General features: G+C 36.2%; 22 protein-coding genes and 1 riboswitch. Of the genes, 3 read left to right on the top strand and 19 right to left on the bottom strand.

The window, feature by feature from the left end:
• Positions 1 to 13: 13 nt before the first annotated feature.
• The 10 genes from ACZLO7_RS04940 to ACZLO7_RS04895 form a co-directional block, all read right to left on the bottom strand.
• Positions 14 to 820: a MetQ/NlpA family ABC transporter substrate-binding protein gene (locus ACZLO7_RS04940; RefSeq protein ID WP_464938397.1), complete on the bottom strand. Its 807-nt coding sequence runs from the start codon at positions 818 to 820 to the stop codon at positions 14 to 16.
• A gap of 62 nt (positions 821 to 882) precedes the next feature.
• Entirely contained in the window at positions 883 to 1,551 is a 669-nt protein-coding gene (locus ACZLO7_RS04935; protein WP_464938396.1) for a methionine ABC transporter permease, read from the bottom strand.
• Positions 1,544 to 2,569 carry a methionine ABC transporter ATP-binding protein gene (locus ACZLO7_RS04930; RefSeq protein WP_464938395.1) on the bottom strand — a complete coding sequence of 342 codons (1,026 nt, stop codon included), beginning with the start codon at positions 2,567 to 2,569 and terminating at the stop codon, positions 1,544 to 1,546. Before ACZLO7_RS04930 ends, ACZLO7_RS04935 begins: the two co-directional genes overlap by 8 nt.
• A 126-nt stretch (positions 2,570 to 2,695) precedes the next feature.
• Positions 2,696 to 2,802, bottom strand: a riboswitch (SAM riboswitch).
• A 56-nt stretch (positions 2,803 to 2,858) separates the two neighbouring features.
• On the bottom strand, positions 2,859 to 3,167 hold the full coding sequence (locus ACZLO7_RS04925; protein ID WP_464938394.1) for a thioredoxin family protein: 309 nt from the start codon (positions 3,165 to 3,167) through the stop codon (positions 2,859 to 2,861).
• 11 nt (positions 3,168 to 3,178) lie between these two features.
• Complete coding sequence (locus ACZLO7_RS04920) at positions 3,179 to 3,523, bottom strand: toprim domain-containing protein (protein WP_464938393.1); 345 nt, start codon at positions 3,521 to 3,523, stop codon at positions 3,179 to 3,181.
• 79 nt (positions 3,524 to 3,602) lie between these two features.
• Entirely contained in the window at positions 3,603 to 3,983 is a 381-nt protein-coding gene (gcvH, locus tag ACZLO7_RS04915; RefSeq protein ID WP_464938392.1) for a glycine cleavage system protein GcvH, read from the bottom strand.
• A gap of 78 nt (positions 3,984 to 4,061) precedes the next feature.
• On the bottom strand, positions 4,062 to 4,418 hold the full coding sequence (locus tag ACZLO7_RS04910) for an arsenate reductase family protein (RefSeq protein WP_464938391.1): 357 nt from the start codon (positions 4,416 to 4,418) through the stop codon (positions 4,062 to 4,064).
• A gap of 107 nt (positions 4,419 to 4,525) precedes the next feature.
• Positions 4,526 to 6,310, bottom strand: a complete 1,785-nt coding sequence (locus ACZLO7_RS04905; RefSeq protein WP_464938390.1) for an acyl-CoA dehydrogenase FadE — start codon at positions 6,308 to 6,310, stop codon at positions 4,526 to 4,528.
• A 27-nt stretch (positions 6,311 to 6,337) separates the two neighbouring features.
• Positions 6,338 to 7,510, bottom strand: coding sequence for an acetyl-CoA C-acetyltransferase (locus ACZLO7_RS04900; protein WP_464938389.1), 1,173 nt, complete (start codon positions 7,508 to 7,510; stop codon positions 6,338 to 6,340).
• A gap of 31 nt (positions 7,511 to 7,541) precedes the next feature.
• On the bottom strand, positions 7,542 to 9,926 hold the full coding sequence (locus ACZLO7_RS04895; RefSeq protein ID WP_464938388.1) for a 3-hydroxyacyl-CoA dehydrogenase NAD-binding domain-containing protein: 2,385 nt from the start codon (positions 9,924 to 9,926) through the stop codon (positions 7,542 to 7,544).
• A 256-nt stretch (positions 9,927 to 10,182) separates the two neighbouring features.
• Here ACZLO7_RS04895 and ACZLO7_RS04890 point away from each other — a divergent pair, with 256 nt between their 5' ends.
• Positions 10,183 to 10,509 (top strand): thioredoxin family protein, encoded by a 327-nt coding sequence (locus ACZLO7_RS04890; RefSeq protein WP_464938387.1) that lies wholly within the window; start codon positions 10,183 to 10,185, stop codon positions 10,507 to 10,509.
• 557 nt (positions 10,510 to 11,066) lie between these two features.
• Positions 11,067 to 11,588: a C39 family peptidase gene (locus ACZLO7_RS04885; RefSeq protein WP_464938386.1), complete on the top strand. Its 522-nt coding sequence runs from the start codon at positions 11,067 to 11,069 to the stop codon at positions 11,586 to 11,588.
• On the opposite strand, the gene ACZLO7_RS04880 is transcribed toward ACZLO7_RS04885, so the two are convergent.
• From ACZLO7_RS04880 to ACZLO7_RS04870, 3 genes are all read right to left on the bottom strand, one after another.
• Entirely contained in the window at positions 11,571 to 12,458 is an 888-nt protein-coding gene (locus tag ACZLO7_RS04880; protein ID WP_464938385.1) for a 5'-3' exonuclease, read from the bottom strand. The two genes, ACZLO7_RS04885 and ACZLO7_RS04880, sit on opposite strands and share 18 nt — an antisense overlap.
• A 277-nt stretch (positions 12,459 to 12,735) precedes the next feature.
• Entirely contained in the window at positions 12,736 to 14,223 is a 1,488-nt protein-coding gene (gene hutH / locus ACZLO7_RS04875; RefSeq protein WP_464938384.1) for a histidine ammonia-lyase, read from the bottom strand.
• Positions 14,224 to 14,474: 251 nt separating this feature from the next.
• The gene (locus ACZLO7_RS04870) at positions 14,475 to 14,915 is read right to left on the bottom strand and encodes an Lrp/AsnC family transcriptional regulator (protein ID WP_464938383.1); all 441 of its coding nucleotides are present in this window, start codon (positions 14,913 to 14,915) and stop codon (positions 14,475 to 14,477) included.
• 143 nt (positions 14,916 to 15,058) lie between these two features.
• On the opposite strand from ACZLO7_RS04870, the gene ACZLO7_RS04865 reads away from it, so the two are divergent.
• Positions 15,059 to 15,643: a DJ-1/PfpI family protein gene (locus ACZLO7_RS04865; RefSeq protein ID WP_464938382.1), complete on the top strand. Its 585-nt coding sequence runs from the start codon at positions 15,059 to 15,061 to the stop codon at positions 15,641 to 15,643.
• 73 nt (positions 15,644 to 15,716) lie between these two features.
• Here ACZLO7_RS04865 and ACZLO7_RS04860 read toward each other — a convergent pair whose 3' ends face one another.
• The 6 genes from ACZLO7_RS04860 to ACZLO7_RS04835 all read right to left on the bottom strand — a co-directional run bounded on the left by ACZLO7_RS04860 (position 15,717) and on the right by ACZLO7_RS04835 (position 21,267).
• Entirely contained in the window at positions 15,717 to 16,166 is a 450-nt protein-coding gene (locus tag ACZLO7_RS04860; protein ID WP_464938381.1) for an OsmC family protein, read from the bottom strand.
• 15 nt (positions 16,167 to 16,181) lie between these two features.
• A complete protein-coding gene (locus ACZLO7_RS04855; RefSeq protein ID WP_464938380.1) occupies positions 16,182 to 16,643 on the bottom strand; it encodes a hypothetical protein in 462 nt (153 codons plus the stop codon).
• An 869-nt stretch (positions 16,644 to 17,512) separates the two neighbouring features.
• The gene (locus tag ACZLO7_RS04850; protein WP_464938379.1) at positions 17,513 to 18,826 is read right to left on the bottom strand and encodes a DUF4179 domain-containing protein; all 1,314 of its coding nucleotides are present in this window, start codon (positions 18,824 to 18,826) and stop codon (positions 17,513 to 17,515) included.
• A complete protein-coding gene (locus ACZLO7_RS04845; RefSeq protein ID WP_464938378.1) occupies positions 18,819 to 19,337 on the bottom strand; it encodes a sigma-70 family RNA polymerase sigma factor in 519 nt (172 codons plus the stop codon). Before ACZLO7_RS04845 ends, ACZLO7_RS04850 begins: the two co-directional genes overlap by 8 nt.
• A 116-nt stretch (positions 19,338 to 19,453) precedes the next feature.
• A complete protein-coding gene (locus ACZLO7_RS04840) occupies positions 19,454 to 20,362 on the bottom strand; it encodes an EamA family transporter (protein WP_464938377.1) in 909 nt (302 codons plus the stop codon).
• Positions 20,363 to 21,051: 689 nt separating this feature from the next.
• Positions 21,052 to 21,267, bottom strand: coding sequence for a hypothetical protein (locus tag ACZLO7_RS04835; RefSeq protein WP_464938375.1), 216 nt, complete (start codon positions 21,265 to 21,267; stop codon positions 21,052 to 21,054).
• Positions 21,268 to 21,473: the final 206 nt, after the last annotated feature.

Genomic DNA, 21,473 nt, shown 5'->3' with positions numbered 1-21,473 from the left:
TTTCAATTAGTTCTTATTCAGAAACAGGAACGATATCCCCATTCCATTCTTTTAAGATATAGTCTTGCATTTCTTTTGAATGAAGAACTTTAACTAGTTTTTTAATCTTTTCGTTGTTCTCATCTTCTTTACGAACAGCAATTATATTAATGTATTGAGACTTTTTATCTTCTAATGCAATTGCATCTTTTCCTGGGCTAATACCTGCATCAATAGCGAAGTTAGAATTAATTAATACTGCGTCACCTTCGTTATTTTTGTACATTTGTACAAGCATTTCAGGTGCAGTGTTTGCATCAAATTTAAAGTTTTTCGGGTTCTTTGTAACGTCTTTAATTTCAGCTGCAGTTTTATCTATGCCTTCTTTTAATGTGATAAGACCTTTCGCTTCAAGTAAAGATAACATACGTCCATGGTCAGCTACAGAGTTACTTAAAAGAATTGTTGCTCCTTCTGGAAGATCTTCGAGTTTTTTATATTTTTTAGAATAGATACCGATTGGTTCGATGTGCACTCCACCAACATTAACGAAATCATAGTTTTTCTTCTTGTTTTCAAGGTCTAAATAAGGTATATGTTGGAAATAATTTGCATCTAAATCGCCGTTTTTTAGATCTTGGTTCGGCAAAACAAAGTCTTGATATGTTTCGATTTTTAGCTCAACACCTTCTTTTTCAAGAAGTGGTGCTGCTTTTTCTAAAATTTTAGAATGCGGTACATTAGCTGCACCAATTACTAATTTCTCATCTGATTTACCACCACAAGCTGCTAGGCTTAGTGCTAGTACTCCCGTTAGGATTCCTGCTACAAGTTTCTTCATGTTGTTAACTCTCCTTTTTAACTGATTAGTTATATATGATCGGTTATACCGTTAAACCCAAATTATCTTTTATCTATTTTCGTTGTCATAAGGTCGCCTATAAATTGAATTACAAATACGACAACTAATATGAGAATTGTTGCAACAAACGTTACATCACTTTGACTTCTTTGGAAACCGTCCAAGAACGCTAAGGTCCCTAGACCACCTGCCCCAATAACACCTGCCATTGCTGTATAACCAACAAGCGCGATAGCAGTTACAGTAATACCCGAAACTAAAGCTGGTAAAGATTCTGGTATTAGTACTTTACCGATAATTGTAGACGTCTTTGCACCCATTGAACGTGCCGCTTCAATGACCCCTTTATCAATTTCTTTCAATGCTATTAAAACCATACGCGCATAAAATGGAGCTGCTCCAATGATTAATGCTGGTAAACCTGCATTTGGACCACGAATTGAGCCTAGCAAAAGCTTTGTAAATGGAATTAATAAAATTACTAAAATAATGAAAGGAATCGAGCGGAAAATATTCACTAGCGAACCTGTTAACCAACTGACTAATTTATTTGCCCATAATTGTTGGGGGCTTGTCAAAAATAGCAAAATACCTAAAGCTAAACCAATTACGAATGTGAAAACTGTAGCAATACTTGTCATATATAGTGTTTCTAATGTTGCTTCCCACATTTTCACCCAATCTACATTCGGAAAGAGATCATTAAGCATTTTCGATCACCTCCGTTTTTACTCCATGTTCATTCATATATGTCACTGCTTTTTGTACATTATCCTTGTTACCATCTAGCTGTACGATGAGCGTACCATATGGACCACTCTTCGTTTGCGATATATTCCCATGGACAATATTCACATCCAGATTAAGTTCACGACTCAAATGTGAAATAACTGGCTGGCCAGTTGAAGAACCTACAAAAGTTAATTTCACAAGTGTTCCTGATGGGTAGTTTTCAATAATTTGTCCAATTGATTCTTTACGCTCGTTTGTGTCAGTAATTTGAGATACAAAGCGTTTTGTAACATCTGCTTGCGGTGATTGGAATACTTCTAGAACATCACCGTTTTCTACGACTTGCCCTGCTTCCATCACAGCCACACGATGACAAATTTTACGGATTACATGCATCTCATGCGTGATAAGTACAATTGTTAAGCCTAACTTTTCATTGATATCTACTAGTAAATCTAAAATTGAATCCGTTGTTTCAGGATCAAGCGCTGAAGTCGCTTCATCACAAAGCAATACTTCTGGATTATTAGCTAATGCTCTTGCAATACCAACACGTTGCTTTTGACCACCTGATAGTTGAGAAGGATATGCTTTCTCTCTTCCTTTTAAACCAACTAATTCAATAAGCTCTAATACCTTCTTTTGACTCTCAGCTTTAGATAAACCTGCAATTTCTAATGGAAATGCTATATTTTCTTCTACAGTGCGTGACCAAAGTAAATTGAAATGTTGGAAGATCATGCTGATTTTTTGACGTGCATTACGTAACGCAATTCCTTTAATCGATGAAACTTCCTGTCCATTTACAACAACTTTACCGGATGTCGGTTGCTCCAAACCATTTAATAAACGAATGAGCGTACTCTTACCCGCTCCACTGTATCCAATAATGCCGAATATTTCTCCGTTTTCAACAGATAAATTCACATCTTTGACAGCAGTTAACTCTCCGTTAGCGGTTTTATATTTTTTCATTACATTTTCTAACTTAATCACTGTCATACCACCTTTATTTTAAAACTAAAAAGTATGCACTTTCTAATGGCATCTTTTTGAAATTAAAAAAACCCTTCTGCAGATAAGCAGAAGGGTTCAACGCAATACTATATACGTAAAACCGTTCTCTCATCTTCCAAAGTAAATACTTTGTGTGATTTGGCACCGTGTCATATAAATATGACGGTTGCCGGGCTTCATCGGGCACTTCCCTCCACCTCTCTAAATAAGAGTAACGACAATATTTAATTAGTTATGATTGCTACTTTATCACGCTATTACTTTAACGTCAATCATTTAATTGTAATTTCTCAAATAAATAAGGTACTGATTGAAATGCGTAGATTTTATCGCGGATTTTACCATTTTTTGAAATAATTAAACAAGGGACACTTTCAATTTCATAATCAAATGCTACGTCTTGTATATAATTTAAGTTCGCTTTACCAATCGGAATATCATTTACGACATGCTTTACAACATCCATCATTTTCGACGCAACTGCACATGTACCACATAATGGTGTATACAAATAAAAAGCCGAAAGCGATGATGTTTTCATCATCTCTTCCCATTGTTCACGTGACCATTCTTCCATGTTTGTCATTCCTATACTATAAGATATTCTTTATGAACTTTAAAATCTGCAGCTAATAATATTCTAGCTAAATGTCTTCTTGGAGTAGCTTCTACTTGTTTATAAGTAGGGGAGGTGTGTAAATAACGAGCATTTGGGAACTCTCTCTTAAAAAGAGCACGGAGTTTATCACCAGATGAATCAGCATCAAAAAACGCATACATCTCGTAATCATCATAGAGTGCCAAGATCTCTTCTAATCGACTTGCACTAACGGTTCCATTCGTACATATTATCGGAATATTTTCTGCTAGTATTGGCGCAATTTTCAATTTATCTTGGCGCCCTTCCACGATAATCAGCTTGTTAAAAGTCATATATACCCTCCTAACAAATACTTTTTGCCGCTTACTAAGTTTAAAAAAACGCCGAGCAAATGCACGGCGTTTCTGAATCTTATTCTTCGATAATTGCTTCGTATTGTTCAGCAGTTAATAGTGCATCAACTTGAGCTTTATCTGCTGGTTCAACAACAACCATCCATGCTTTTTCATATGGAGATTCGTTAACGAACTCTGGGCTTTCTTCTAGCTCTTCGTTAATTTCAACTACTTTACCAGAAATTGGTGCGTAAAGTTCAGATACAGTTTTTACAGATTCAACACTGCCGAATGGCTGGTCTGCTACTAATTCATCTCCAACTTGTGGAAGTTCAACGAAAACGATATCGCCTAGTTCTGATTGTGCGAAATGTGTAATACCGATACGTACTTTTCCGTCTTCAGTTTTTACCCATTCATGTTCTTCAGAATAGCGTAAGTCTTTTGGTGTGCTCATGAATACCCCTCCAAATATGTAATTACATTCACTTTAAGTTTGACATATTCCCAGTGTAAAAACAAGCATATGTCTGTATTATTTCCACGTCTCTTCAAAGTCTGTTTCTTTAAATCCTAACGTTACTTTTTTACCATCTGTAACAATCGGACGCTTAATTAACATACCATCTGAAGCAAGCAATTCTAATTGCTCATCTTCCGACATTTCAGCAAGACGATCTTTCAATTGTAACTCTCTATACTTTATCCCTGAAGTATTAAAAAATTTCTTCAACGGTAAACCACTAGCATCTAAATACTGTTTTAATTCTTCTTTAGTAGGCGTTTCTTCAACGATATGCTTCGCTGTATAGTTTACCCCATTTTCTTCTAACCATGCTTTTGCTTTACGACAAGTTGTACATTTTGGATATTGAATCAATAAAATAGACATATACATGCTCCTTTTTCCAAACTATTTAATTCTATTGTAGTGGGAGTATAGTCTACAAGCAAGAAATCCGAACACAATTTTGTGTTCGGATTCTCATCTAGCTTATTTTAGACAACAAATTTTTCTGCTTCAATAAGTTTAACTGAAGCTTCACGTTTTTTCGCAATAACATTGTAAGGGTTATTACGCGTTAGTTTACGAAGAGCAGAAAGCATCATTCGAGCGTTGTCGCCGTCTACAGCTGTAATGATTGTTTCTTTTGCTTCTTTTTCGATTTCTTCAAATGCTTCCTGGCAGAAGATTTGAGTGTATAGTAGTTTTTGACTTGCTTTATCTAATCCATCACGCGCAATAGCTTTTTCTGTACGTAATACAGTAGACTCCATTGCAAATAATTGGTTAGCAATATTCGCAATATTCACTAGCAATTCTTGCTCAGCATCTAATTTAGGACCGTATTTTTGTGCAGCAAGACCGGCTGCTAATAAGGCGATTTTCTTCGCATTTTTTACAAGATATTTTTCTTGTGCTAATGGTTCATCGCTGATTTCTTCAGGCATTAGCATTAATAATTCTTGTTGTAGGCTCGTTGCTTGTTGCAATAATGGTAGCTCACCTTTCATAGCTTTCTTCAAGAATGTACCTGGAATGATGAAGCGGTTAATTTCGTTCGTTCCTTCGAAAATTCGGTTAATACGTGAGTCACGATAAATGCGCTCTACTTCATACTCCTGCATGAAACCATATCCACCATGTAATTGCACCGCTTCATCGGCGATGTAGTCAAGTGTTTCTGAACCAAAAACCTTATTGATAGAACATTCAATTGCATATTCTGCAATTGAAGCTGCAATTGCTTTACCATCTTTTTGTTCTTCTTCACTTAATTGACCCATACGATCTTCAAAATATCCTACTGTACGGTAGATTAAACTTTCAGTAGCGTAAAGCTTAGAAGCCATTGTTGATAATTTCTCTTTTGTTAAATTGAAAGATGAAATCGGTGTTTTAAATTGTTGACGTTGGTTTGTATACGAAATTGCTAATTCTAGTGCACGTTTTGATGCACCAATTGAACCAACACCTAACTTGTAACGACCAATGTTCAAAATGTTAAATGCAATGATATGACCGCGCCCTACTTCTCCAAGTAAGTTTTCTACTGGCACTTGTGCGTCTTCTAAAATTAGCGTGCGAGTTGAAGAAGATTTAATACCCATTTTCTTCTCTTCTGCACCTACAGATACACCTGGGTATTCGCGTTCTACTATGAATGCTGAGAATTTATCGCCATCAATTTTCGCATATACGACGAATACATCCGCAAAACCAGCGTTTGTAATCCATTGCTTTTCGCCATTTAATACATAATGTGTGCCTTCTGCGTTTAATTTAGCAACTGTTTTAGCACCTAACGCATCTGAACCTGAACCCGGTTCTGTTAATGCATAAGCAGCGATTAACTCACCTGATGCAAGCTTAGGTAAGTACTTTTGCTTTTGCTCTTCATTACCGAATAATACGATTGGTAATGAACCTATCCCAACATGTGCACCGTGTGTAATAGAGAAACCGCCCGCAACTGACATTTTCTCTGCGATTAATGCAGATGTTACTTTATCTAAACCAAGTCCTTCATATTCTTCAGGTACATCTGCAGCTAAAAGTCCAAGTTCACCAGCTTTTTTCAATAATCGTACTGAATGCTCAAACTCATGGTTTTCTAAATTCTCAACGACTGGTAATACCTCGTTTTGGACATAGTCTTCTGCCGTTTTAGCAATCATTTTATGTTCTTCAGTGAAATCTTCTGGTGTAAATACTCGATCTAGTTCCACATCTTCAGTTAAAAAGCTACCACCTTTAATGATATTCATTGTTTTTTCTGTCATACTAATACATCCCCTTTTGTATGTTATTTATAAAACTTCAAATACGCCAGCAGCTCCCATACCGCCACCAATACACATTGTTACTACACCGTACTTTTTACCTTGTCGTTTTAACTCATGGATTAACTTTAGCGTTAAGATGGAACCTGTAGCGCCAAGCGGATGCCCTAATGCAATAGCACCACCGTTGACATTTACTTTTTCAAGGTCTATATCAAGTTCGCGAACCACTTGGATTGATTGTGAAGCAAATGCTTCGTTAATTTCCCAAAGATCAATATCTTCAATAGATAGTCCTGCAATTTTCAGCGCCTTTGGTACAGCAACTGTTGGACCAATACCCATAATTTCAGGAGGAACTCCCCCTACAGCAAATGATAAAAATTTTGCCATCGGCTTTAAGCCTTGTTCTTCAGCCTCTGCACGATCCATAACAAGCACTGCGGCTGCACCATCTGAAGTTTGCGATGCATTTCCTGCTGTCACACTTCCAGTTATTGAAAACGCAGGGCGTAATTTCGCAAGTGTTTCTTGAGATGTACCAACACGTACACCCTCATCCATATCAAAAGTGAATTTTCTCTCTTGTAAATTGTTCCCTGCGTCAACGTATCGTTGCACGACTTCCACCGGCACGATTTCATCGACGAATTTACCCTCTTGAATTGCTTTTGCAGCCAGTTCATGGGAACGTACAGCAAAAGCATCTTGATCTTCACGACTTACATTATATTTCTTCGCCACTTCTTCAGCTGTGTGTCCCATCCCCATATAGTATTGTGGGGCAGTTTCTGCCAAAGTCGCATTAGGTCTAATCACGTTACCCATCATAGGCACTAAACTCATCGACTCAATACCACCTGCAATAATAGCTTTTGAATGACCAAGCATAATACGTTCTGCAGCATAAGCAATTGATTGTAAACCAGATGAACAGAAGCGATTTACTGTTACAGCTGGAGTAGTATCTGGTAACCCAGCAAGCGCTCCGATATTACGCGCGATATTCATCCCTTGTTCTGCTTCAGGCATAGCGCATCCAAGAATTAAATCATCTATGTCCCCTTCATATCCAGCTCTTTGCAATGTCTCTTTCACAACTAATGCTCCAAGATCATCAGGACGTATAGTTGCTAAAGATCCTTTTTTCGCTTTTCCAATAGGTGTTCTTGCACCTGCTACAATAACAGCTTCACGCATAGTAGATTCCCCCTTAATCACTTCTCTAAAATTAGTTGCGAAGTGGTTTTCCTTTCACTAACATATGTTGCATTCTAGCTTGCGATTTCGGTTCTGCAACAAGGCTTAAGAATGCTTCACGCTCTAAATCTAGTAAGTATTGTTCATCCACTAATGTGCCATATGGAACTTTGCCACCTGCTATAACATAGGCAAGCTTTTTTGCGATTTTCAAATCATGTTCACTAATGAACCCTGATTGGTACATCCCTTGGGCACCTGATAATAATGTTGCATAGCCTGTTTCACCTACAACTGGCACCTTCGTTCTAATTGGTGCAGTATAGCCACCTTCATAAAGTGCCAATGCTGCTAGTTTTGCATCATACAGTTGGTGATCAGGGTTAACACTAATACCATCTGCAAAGTTTAAGAAGTTATTTTCTCTTGCTTCCTCAGCAGATGTTGAAACTTTCGCCATTGCGATAGATTCGAATACTTTGTTTGCGATATTTTGATAATCAACTTGTACTCCATTTGGTAACCCTTTTAAATGCTTCATGTACAACTCTTTATTACCGCCACCGCCAGGAATTAGACCTACGCCTACTTCCACAAGCCCCATATATGTTTCCATAGTTGCTTGAATATGCGCTGTTGGTAAACATACTTCAGAACCGCCACCAAGCGTCATCGCAAATGGTGCTGCTACTACTGGCTTTGAACTATACTTAATTTTAGTCATCGCATCTTGGAAACCACGTATCGTGAAATCTAATTCGAAAATATTGTCATCTTGGGCTTCCATAAGAATCATTCCTAAGTTAGCACCAACGCAGAAGTTCTTCCCTTGGTTACCAATAACAAGCCCTTTGTAATTAGCTTCTACCTCATCAATAGCGTAGTTAATCATTTGTATAACATCTAATCCAATGGCATTCGCTTGCGAATGGAATTCAAGTAACGCAATACCATCACCCATATCGATTAAACTCGCACCTGAATTCGATTTAATAACACCGTGTTTTTTCTTATAACGCTTTAAATCGATTGCTTTTTCATTGACTGGTACAAGCTTGTAATCTTCCCCGTCGAAGTAAGCTAACCCATCCTCTAGTTCTTTATAAAAAGTTTCATAGCCTTTTGCTAGTAATCCTTCTACAAAACTAGGAATCTCTTTACCTTCAGCAGTCATCTTCTCAACTGATTTCTTGACTCCTATTGCATCCCAAATTTCGAATGGACCTTGTGCCCAACCGAAGCCCCATTTCATGGCATTATCAATTGAAACAATATCATCGGCAATTTCACCGTGAAGTTGCGCTGAGTAAAGTAAAGTTGGTGCTAGCACACTCCACAATAACTCACCTGTACGGTCATCAGCATAAGTTAACAATTTCACTTTCGCTGCTAAACCTTTTTGCTGCTTTGCCATTTCAGTTGAAGGTGTGCGGAGTTTCTTCACTGGTTCATATTCAAATGTATCTGTATTTAACTCTAATATTTCTTTTCCTTTTTTAATGAAGAATCCTTGACCAGACTTTGCTCCAATCCATCCATTATCAACCATTTTCTGAACATACGCTGGTACTTCAAATACTTGCTGCTCTTCACCTGTTGTTTGGTCATATACATTTTTTGCTACGTGGACGAAAGTATCTAAGCCCACAACATCTAATGTACGAAGTGTTGCTGATTTTGGACGACCTATTAAAGGACCCGTCACAGAATCTACTTCGCCAACTGAGTAACCGCGCTCTTGCATTTCGCGCAGAGTTACGAGCAAGCCATATGTACCAATTCGATTAGCGATAAAATTAGGTGTGTCTTTAGCTAGAACGACACCCTTTCCTAGTTTATCTTCTCCAAATTCTTTCATAAATGCCACTACATTAGGGCAAGTGTTCTTCGCCGGAATTACTTCAAGCAGTTTCAAATAACGTGGTGGATTGAAGAAATGAGTGCCTAGGAAATGCTTTTGGAAGTCCTCAGAACGATCCTCAGCCATTGCATCAATACTAATACCAGATGTGTTTGAACTAATAATTGTACCCGGCTTCCGTACTGTATCAATTTTTTCATATAAATTCTTTTTAATTGCCAAATTTTCTACAACAACTTCTATGATCCAATCCACTTCTTTTAGCTTCTCAAGATCATCTTCAAAATTCCCTACTGATAATAACGCTAAGTTCTTCTTAGCAGTTAACGGTGCAGGTTTTTGTTTTAAAAGCTTTTGTAATGCAGTTGTTGCAAATCGATTACGAACGACCGGACTGTCTAAAGTAAGCCCCTTCACTTCTTCATCTTTCGTTAATTCCTTTGGCACGATATCAAGCAAAATTGTTGGAATACCGATATTTGCTAAATGGGCTGCGATCCCCGAACCCATTACCCCCGAACCTAAAACAGCTGCCTTCTTAATTTGATAAGCCATGAGCAAATCCTCCCTTTCCCCATTTTTGAATGAACACTCATTCATTTTATGAGTAAAAAAAATAAAACTTCCTTATCTGCTTATAAGTTTAGACCATTTTCTATATTTTCGCAATAATCAAATTCGCAAAAATACAAAAATATGGATTTAATTTTAAATATATTCCTTTTTACAGGCGTGCCTCACTTTTTTAAAGCAAGTTGCTTTCAGGGCCAACAAAAAACGTGTACACTATTTCAATAGGAGGGATTTACTTATGAAACCAATTACAACTATCGAACAATTTAATGAAACGACTGCGACAACAAAACCTGTGATCGTAAAATTCCACGCTGGATGGTGCCCTGACTGCACACGCATGGATATGTTCATCGATCCTATTATCGAAGAATACAATCAATATGATTGGTATGAATTAAATCGCGATGAGCTTCCAGAGCTTGCTGAAAAGTATGATGTTATGGGTATTCCTAGCTTACTGATCTTCAAAGAGGGCGAAAAATTAGCTCACCTTCACAGTGCAAATGCTAAATCACCAGCTCAAGTAACTGAGTTTTTAGAAGCTCAAAAGTTAAAAGCGTAACATTGTTTAACGGATAGACTGTAGACAAACTCGAAGGGATTCGAATTTATCTACGGTCTTTTTTCTTTTTAATAAGGCCGTTGATTTCCGCTACGGTTGGCGCTTTCCGCGGGCGGGCGCCAAGCCGCTTCGTCGCTACGCTCCTGCAGGGTCTTGGACTGTCCCGCTTTTCCCGCAGGAGTCGCCACCTTCGCTCCAATCAACTATACATGTGATATAAACAATCTTTTAAGATGATGCGAAATAAAAAATTTGGAAAGAAATCAAATTGAAATGATTGCTTTGTATCAACTATTACCCAAGAACATCTTAAATGGGAAGCAAGTTAGTGTCTATACGTTTTTTCTTGTTCATCTTGTAATATACTATGTATTCTATTCATGAAAAGTTCTAACATTTACATACTTACGTTGCAATAATAATGTAAAAAAAACAAATCAAATTTAAATATTTTGTTGTCCGGAAATGCTTGTATCTTAAATCTTTTTCAAATAGTAACTATGAGTTGAATCCTAACTCATTTATATTCATACATTCTTTTTATGGAGGCGATTTATATGCGCATTCAGTTACCTGTAAATGGGCAATCCCAACACGCCGATAATGTGCTTAAAAAATTTCGGAATTCTGCATGTGGACCAACAACCGCCGCAGTCATGTTGGACTACCTATTACCTCATGAAACAACAAAAAGCATCAATCAGCTTTATAAACAGCTCGGAACGACACCAATCGGCCTTTTTAAGTACCGCTTCATTCGTAATATGCGGAAATTAGTTGGGCCAGATTGGTCTATTCAAAGCTGTAGCTTACATGATGCTTTGTTTGAATTGCGCGAGGGAAGACCCGTTGCAATGAAGTTTGATAAATATTTTTCATTTCATTTTTGCTTAAATCCCACATATGCCTATCACTGGGTACCACTCATCGGTTTTGAAGAGGTTGAGAATGATGTCATTCTTATTGTTCATGATAATGGTGGACAAAATCGCAATAGCCAAATACGCGAAATTTCATATAAAGCCAATCAAAAAGTGCTTAGCTTTGTAAAAATGACACCTTTAGCCAATTGGGAATAATGATTTTGCATGGCGTGAAATAAGTGAATAACCATCCAACGTTAATCGATCAAGCTTTTCTTGCGTTAGTATTGGCAAAGATAAATCATCGATTGTCGCATGAATTGGCACTTCCGTATGAATTTTTGCTAGTTGATGTGAAAGCTTTAACATCTCTTCATATTCCGTGATTTTAGAACGTTGAGCTGGTTTAAGTTCGTCAATAGCAGCTAATACGCCATCAACTGAACCATATGTTTGAATAAGGTTCAACGCGGTTTTCGGACCTATACCTTTAACACCAGGATAGCCATCACTTGAGTCACCCATAAATGCTTTGACATCAGCAAATAATGCAGGTGCAATCGCGTATTCTTCTTCGAAGCGTTGTACGTCATAGACATTATATTCTGTATAGCCTTTTTTCGTTAAGGCAATTGTCGTTGAAGGGTTTAATAACTGTAGTAAATCCTTATCTCCACTTACAACAGTTATCTTCGCATCGTTCTTCCATTTTTCAACCATTGAGCCAATTGTATCGTCCGCTTCCATTCCTACTTCACCAAAGTTTTTCCAACCAATCATTTCCGAAACGTCCTTCGCCATATCAAATTGTGGTTTCAATTCATCTGGTGGACTCGGGCGATTTGCTTTATAGCCATCAAACAAATCGTTACGGAATGTATGCATTCCCATATCCCAGCATACGGCTATATGTGTTGGTTTCATCATCGATTGCGCAGTCAAAATATGACGTGCAAAACCTTGTACTCCATTTGTCGGGGTACCGTCTTCTTTTCTAAAAAACTGGTTCATCGGAGCTGTTGCAAAAAAAGAACGGAATAACAGGGCCATTCCATCTACTACTAAAATATGTGGTTGTTCATTCATTATATATATCCTCTCAATCTATTAACTGTTATCTATTAAGCATTCATTATAACAAATATCTAGAGAGAATGATTATGTTGTGCATTCAATAGGTAAAAAAGAAGAGATAACTAAAGAGGATGCTCAGCTCTAAAAATTTTTATGACTTGATAAAAAGTCGTGAAAACAAAAATGCCGATCTCGTCACTTTAGATCGACATGATGCTGTTATTTGATTTATCTATCAGCGCGTCTATTATTGGCAGATCCCTCTAAATAGACGCGTTTTTATAGTTCTTTAATGACTAGTTGGTGATAACAACTGAGCCAGCTTTTCTACATCTTCGCTAAAAATTCGATCTTCATTGATTGTAGGTACAACTGTGCGTACTTCTTGCCATTTAGTATAAAGTTCTTTAGACATTTTCTCTACGCCCCTATATTCAACTGCTTGTGTTGCACAAATGGCTTCTATTGCTAATACCCTTCTAGCATTTTCAATTATTTGATATGCGTGTCTCGAACCTATTGTTCCCATACTAACATGATCTTCTTGATTGGCTGAAGATGGAATAGAATCGACTGATGCCGGATGAGCCAACGTTTTATTCTCTGATACAAGGCTTGCTGCTGCATATTGTAATATCATGGCTCCAGATTGCAGACCTGGTTGTGCGCTTAAAAAAGCCGGTAACCCTTCACTTAATTGAGGATTTACGAGACGTTCAATTCGACGCTCCGAAATGTTTGCTAATTCAGCCATACCAATCTTCAAGAAATCCATAGCAAAAGCGATTGGTTGACCATGAAAATTCCCACCTGATATAACCTTACCACCATCATCAAAAATAAGTGGATTATCAGTAGCAGCATTTATCTCAATTTCAAGTTTCTCTTTCACATAATTGAGTACTTGCCAGCTAGCTCCATGAATTTGGGGAATACAGCGAAGGGAATAAGCGTCTTGCACTCGTTTCTCCCCTTGTTTAGTTGCTAATTGACTTCCAGCTAACCAATTACGCATACGTTCCGCTACGTCCATTTGCTCTTTATAGCCACGTGCTTCATGAACTGCCGGATGGAAGGCATCGACAATTCCGAATAACGACTCCATTGTCATTGCTGCAATCCATTCGCTGTCATACGCTAGTTTTTCAGCTTCTAAATAATTTATAACACCTTGAGCTGTCATTGCTTGGGTTCCATTTATTAGCGCTAAGCCCTCTTTCGCCTCTAATGTAATCGCTTTCAAATTATGCACTTGCCATACTTCAGCTGCTGGCACTTGTTCATTCTTTTGCCAGACAAAACCTTCACCAATTAATACTAAAGCTAAATGTGATAATGGTGCCAAATCACCTGATGCACCGAGTGATCCTTGCTGAGGAATAACTGGATGAATTCGATTATTTACCATATATGCAAGGCGTTCTAACACTTCTATCCGAATGCCAGAAAAACCTTTTAATAAAGCATTTAAACGTAGAACAATCATTGCTCTAGAAACGACTTCAGCAAAAGGAGCACCTATACCACAAGCATGTGAACGAATTAAATGAAGTTGTAATTGTCGCGTATCCTCTTCTGCAATTTTCACATCACTAAATTTTCCAAAACCCGTATTGATACCATAAACAGTTTGATCTTCACGGACAATTTTCTCAACAGCTAAACGGCTTTTCTTAACAAGTTCTATCGCATTTTCGTCTAATTTAACTTTGACGTCATCATTTAGAATAATATTTAGATCCGCCAATGATAGGTTCTTTCCGTCTAATGTAATCATTTAACAGTCACATCCTTATTATCATTTTGAAAATACTCTATAGCAATTCGCCGAATATGAACGATCCAAAAGGCGATTTGAATGAGAAATTCTCCTAAAACACTACTTTCATTCTACATAAAATCTAATTGAAATTAAGTACTTTTTGTAAAAAAGTAAAAATTTCTCATGTGCTATCAGTGCAGTATTTTAGCATGATAAAGTAATTGACATGGTTTTGAATAACTTCAAACACGATTACTTTACTTAAATTATTCTTCTTCCATCGTAAAAGGTTCTATAACTCTTTTTTCATAGGACGATAACACAATATTTGTTGATGGTGTGCCATATTGCATAGAGTCATCAATAAATCGTTCTAGACTTTCTACAGAATGCGTTGCTATCTTAACAATATAACTAATCTCGCCTGCCACTCGGTAACACTCAAGTACATCCGGATGATTATGACAAAAATTCGTTAATGCTTTACAGTCTTTTGATTCAAACAAAATAATCGCACGCATTAAACGATTCATCTTCTTCAATGCAACTTGTGCATGATAACCTTCAATAATTTGCTGTTCTTCAAGCTTTCTAACACGCTCTGTAACTGCTGGAGACGATAAATGAACGATTTCTGCTAATTCCTTCATAGTAATTTTGGCATTTAACTGTAGTTCCCTTACTATTTTCTTATCTACCTGATCCATATTTCCACGCACCTTTTTTTATTAAATAGAATAACCTAAAATCTTAATAATTTAAATTCAATTGAATAAATATCCTTTTTTAACTTATGTAATATACCTTTTTAGTCAATTAAAATAAAAGGTATCGGAGGAGGGATTAAGAAATGAAAAAAATATTACTGTTATTAGCTGATGGCTTTGAAGCCGTAGAGGCTAGCGTATTTACAGATGTGCTTGGTTGGAACAAATGGGAAGGAGACGGTTCGACTGAGGTTGTGACAGTTGGTCTTCGAGATAAATTAACTTGCACTTGGAATTTCAACGTTGTACCTGAAAAAACAGTTGATGACATTCAATTAGATGAATTTGATGCATTGGCTATTCCCGGGGGATTTGAAGAGGCGGGCTTTTATGAAGACGCATTTAGTGAATCATTTTTGAAAGTAATCAGGCATTTTGATGCAAAACAAAAACCTATTGCTAGCATTTGTGTTGCATCATTAGCCCTTGGTAAAAGTGGCATTCTTGCAAATAGAAAAGCAACGACTTACGCTCACCCTACAAGTATAAGAAAAGAACAGTTAAAGAATTTTGGCGTAAACGTACAAAATGAGAGAATTGTTCAAGATGGCAATATCATTACATCTTCAAATCCCGGTACTGCTTTTGATGTCGCATTCCTATTACTTGAAATGCTAACGACAAAAGAAAATACACATCATGTGAAAGACCTTATGGGATTTGCCTAAAAAAGTACAATCAATCCTATTGTCAATTATTTAAAAAAACTGCTAATCAATCGACTTTGATTAGCAGTTCAACTTACTCTTCTATTATTAATTGCACTTGCAATTCAAGTGCTACATTTCCTTGAATTGCTTTACTGATCATGCATGTTTTTTCAGCTTTTTCTGCAAGTTTTTGCGTTAGACTAGCATCTCGTGCCGTTGAACCGTTTGATAAAATAATTTCTGGTTTATGGATGATCTTTTTATAAGTAAAGACTCCATTCGTTACATCAACGACTCCTTCAGATTGCATCGATAAACTCACTACATTGATACTTGAGCGCTCAAGCATAGCAGCTAACGTAATAATATAACAAGTCGCAGCAGCTCCTAACAACATCTCATCTGGATTTGTACCAATACCAGGCCCATCCATTTCAGATGGAATTGATACTTTTGTTTGTAGTTGACCAGATGCGATTGTACCTACCTCATTACGACCTCCTGGCCAATTCGCGGTCAAATGAAAACTGTGTTCTGCCATGATTAAACCTCATTTCTAATCCGCAAATGAATAGTATTTTTCTGTATATGGATCGAATGCATAACGCGAAACTACTTTATTCTTTTCAAGCGTAATAATGTACATTTCTAGCCCCGAATAGTCGACAATTGTCCCGCTAAATTTGCGGTCTTTCACAACTTTTCCGCCCTCGGTACGCGAAATAATTTGCGCTGCATCTTCTACATTAAAACTCGGTACATGCTTTTGAAAATAGAATGGAGCTATTATTAAAAGTACATATGCAATTATGATAAGTATATTCTTTTTTCTTATATTACTTTTTTCAACCAATATAAAGTAAGCGACGAACAATAATACATTACCGCCAATAATATAAACTGGCATATCTCCTAGACCATTAATAAACAGGTATTTTTTTCCTATAAAATAATAATACAGCATCTGTAATGTTGAAATTACAAGTATACCTTGTAAAAGTCGTTTTCTCTTATACATCTATGTTTCACCTCAAAAATTTTATAAATCCTATGTTCAATAAAAGCATTCGAAGCCCACGACAAATTATGCCATAATAGAATGAAGATTGATAGAAGGAAAACCGGTCACTCAATTGAAGAAGCATCGGACAAGCATTTTTCGTTTTCACAACTACTCTTTTCGCCTCACCCCATAGCTTTTCTAATGAAAAAGATGTTTGATGGTGGCGTTGCAGTTTAGCCTGAAAAATATAATGCCATGGAGAAAAAAACAAATAGCTTGAATACTATCGATTATGAATTATAAATATAAAGACGGTTACCTTAATATCATTGTTCCCAAAGACAGGTCAGAACATGTAAACGTAATGATCAATTATGCCTCGGCATAATTGCGTCCGGAATCGGAAAGGATTTATAACTATGCTTTTAGGCCAAAGAATTATTATTACAAGTATAAGCTTCTATTCACTTTTCGTGATAATACTTTTATTGTACAAATTAAGAACTAGTAAATATGAATATTTCGAAGAAAACAATTTAATTAAATTAGAAAAAATTATGACAGCTCTTTGTATTCTAAACTTCCTATGTATAATAGTTAATCCTTCTCTCCTGATTATTAATATTGGATTGAAAGCAATGTTACTAACACTATCATGCAAAATAGGAATTAGATTTATAAATGATAAATCCAATAAAATTTATAAAATTATCTTAGCTATACTCTTTTTTATCTATCTAGTTATGCAGTTTATTACTCCAATAATAAGTAATGAATTTAATTGAAAGAATAATAGCTGATATTTTATTAGATGCGTGCCTTGCCATCGCTCCCTAATAGCAAAAAGCCTAGCTTTCTCTATAAGAGTGAGCTAGGCTTTTTGTTTATTTGATTTGGATGGATGTGTTTCCTTTTAAATAATTTGGATATGCATTGAAGTACACTTTAACTGGATTAACTATTTTCTGTGGTTCAAGCCCTACTTGCCAATGGGTAGAATCATTATCCGACCATCTAGACCATGAATCTGTGTCTAGTTCTCTGCCAGATGCATCTTCTAATCCAGAGAATAATTGATAGGGTAAATCTTCATGTTTTCCTTTCATTTCCGCCTGAATTAAAAGCTTCGAAACATCAGTAATTTTAACTTTATCCTGATAAGGACTTTTTAATACTTTTTCTCTGTTCAAGTCTACGACTATATAGGCATCTTCTTTCGGCAATGCTTGAACTTTATCAAATTTTAAAAATAAATTTTTAGGCTGTTTAAAGAAATTACTTTGCAAGAAAAATGTTCTTTGGTGATCGTCATTTCCTCCGAAACTTGAAATTCCATTCCTAATACTACTCCAAACTTCCCCATGCTCATCTTCAATTCGGATATCCTCAAAATTTAATATTCTCATCTTATTGCGCTGATCAAAGGCGATATTAACAGCAACTCGCAATGGATATAGCGTAATATCTTCTATCACGATTTTTTGACCATCCATTATTATTTCTTTATTTATTGTGAATACTTTACCTTTCTGAATATCCTTTTTAAGCGTAAACGGAATAATAAAGCTCGTTTTTTGCTCGTTCCTTAAATTTATTTTGAGTTCAAACTCTTTAGAAATATATTTTTGCTGTTCAGCAAATGTGAAGGTTATTTCATCTTTTCGATATTTTTTATTCTCGTGATCTGGATTACTATACTCTGTTGAACCTACGAGACTTTTACCATTATGGAAAATTTCAATCTCCCCATAATCTCCTGAACTTAGTTTTGTAGGTGATTCAGTTGTATAAAATATAACCATACCTGATTCATCCACAATGACCCCATCTATAGTGACAGTAATATTATCTATTGTTTGCGATACTCCTACAGTTTCATAATATTCATTTTCAACAATTGCTTGAATGCCTTTATCATACTGGATTAAATCAACTAAATGTTCTAGCCCTGGAATGCTCGCAACGGTTTTCGCAAAGGCCGGTGACACTCGAATGGATGCAACGAGTGTGATAAAAAGAAGAGCTGCAATAGAAATGGTCCAAGCAACACGTTTGAGGGAACGCTTCTTTCTACGTTTCGAAGATTGTGCAATTTGCATTCCTTGTTGGATAGCTTGATCAAGTGCTACATCAGGAATCGGTAATTTTTCTAAGCCCTTTTGCATGTCATGTAATTTAGCTTCTTCCTTTTCATACATCTGCGTCCTCTCCTCCCTTTGACCAAAACGTCCGCAATGATTGTAATGCTTTATGTAATCTCGATTTAACTGTGCCTTCTGGTATATTTTCAAGTACTGCAATTTCTTTTATCTTCGTATTTTGCAAGTATTTCAATGTAATAAGTTGTTGGTCTTTTTTAGATAAGGATGCCATTGCTTCATTCAATTCTAAAAAACGTGTGTCATCCATGACTGCAATTTCTTGTAACTTATCATTTGAAGTAAAGCGCTTGTTCTTTGCTATTTGATCCTGGCAAAAGTTCATCATGATACGGATGAGCCACGTTTTTATGTAGGCAGGTTCCTTTAGTGTATGTATTTTTTGATAGGCACGGACTGTTACTTCCTGAACAGCTTCTACCGCATCATGTTCGTTCTTTAGAAAGGCAAAAGCAGTACGATATAAATCATTCTTATACAACTGCATGATAGCTAAAAAGGCAGGGTCATCCCCTTTAATCGCTTGTTGCGCTAGCTCTAGTGGTTCCATCCTGTCACCTCGCTTTGGGCTTTGTATGTATTAGACCTGGTAGTAAGGAAAAAGTTCATTTATTTTTAACTTTAACAAAAAAACGCCAATCGATTTTTCCGATTGACGTTTTACAATTATAATTCGTCGGCAAGACCGAGGATGACGATACCAATCATTATAATCGCAATTACTAAGTATTGTTTCTTTGTTAGTTTTTCTTTTAAGAAAATACGAGATAGTATAATTGAGAAAATACAGTATGACGAAATAATTGGTGCAGAGATAAACGCATATGACGAAATTGCGTATACATAGAAGAACTGACCAATTGTTTCTAAAATTGCTGCGTAAGTACGATCACGCTCTTTAAATACATTGAATTTCACTTTTTTATAGAAGCGAAGATAGATAAAGCATACAACCGCTACGATAAAGAATGTATATTCATATGCTAGTAGCGCTGCATCTTCAGTCATAATTGTTAACTCATCTAAGTAGATACCATCAGCGAAGGTTCCTACACCATCTATTAATGCGTATAAAATCGGGAATAACAATGCGAAAAATCCAAATTGATATTTACGTTCAATTTTAACTTTTTGAGAACGTAATAATGCATCGTCCTGTTGCTTTTCAATAACAGCAATCCAAATAACACCGGCTGTAATAGCAATGATACCTGCAAAATGTATCCAAGTAACTTCTTGTGGAAAGAACATATATAGTAAAATCGTTGTAACCGCACCTGAAGCATTTTGCACTGGTGCTGCAATGGATAATTCTAAATAACGTAACCCAACATAACCAAAAACCATTGACACAATGTACAATGTTGAAACGGGTAAATACGTTAACATATCTTGCGGGTGGAATTCTAAACCTTTTACGATCATATAAATCGTAGCGTGAACCCCCATAACAAGACCAACCATAATAGTAATTTTCGTATGACTATTTTTGTCGTTTGTGTCCGAGCCCTTTTTATAAAATAAGTTCGCTGCTCCCCATGCGAGCCATGTTAATATTGCAAATAAAAACCACATAATCTAAATAAACTCCTTTTTAATGGTAACCTAATAATTTTGAATGAATAGTAAGGTAAATAACCATTAAAATTATGGAGAGTAGTGCATTGTGAAAGCTTCAGTTACTTCTTGCTCGGTAGTGGAAATTACACCATTCTGTATAATAAGTCCATTGACAAATAGATTGCCTAAACTGGACAGACCGTTGGCTAAATAAGCTTTTTTCATGTAGAAATACCTCCGTTCTGTCTAATTGTATGTATTTTTTCATTCATTGACAATAAGTATTTTAATAAGAGCGCTTTCAATTACTCAAGAACTTTAAGCCCTCTATACAATAGAATGAGAACGTTGATTTCCGCTACGTGCGGACGCTTTCCGCTCCAATCAACTGAAATATGTAACTATTACAGCAGACTATAAACGATATTCTTGAGGTGACGGAAAAAAATAAAGCTCATCACTTAGACATGGCGAGCAGCTTAATAGTGGGAAGTTGATTGAAAAGTACGCTTAATTAAATGAATTATCCTATTGTTTAAACCTAAAAAAGAATGTAAAAATGACAAAAGGCATCGAGAATGCACTTCCCGATGCCTTTGTCGACACTCTGAGCCTTCTTAAAAGAATTAATTTAAGAGGGTTGTTTATTTAGCAGATATATTTTAAATATAAAAAACATACTGTCCCAGATTTAAGCTATTCGATTAAATAATTCTTTGTACTTCTTCAATGTTCGGTATTCCTTTTTCTAAATTATACTCTGCCCATTTCTTTACTTCACTTTCTATCGCTCTATTCTGCCATTCAAAACAGCCACATTCCCTGCAATGACTTTCCATATACGTGTTATTACTTCGTCTTTTTTGATACACCGTCTCTTCTTTGCAATAGTAGCAATACAATTTTTTCTCCAATTCCATCAGTAGCCACCTAACCTTTCTTTTCATCGGTTTTAATTGTGGCTACAGCTTTCTCTATTTATGCTCTATTTAATCTCTAATGGAGACTTTTTTATTTTCTCCATATCATTTTAAAACCTACAATAAGAGGTATTATCACGAACAACTATATAGACACAAAAATAATTAATTGACATTTGTTAAACCTGTAACTATAATAGTTACAA

This window comes from Viridibacillus sp. d25.2 (assembly GCF_055456015.2).
The sequence above is the reverse complement of the archived record's forward strand: the minus strand, read 5'-3'. Positions and strand labels throughout refer to the sequence as shown.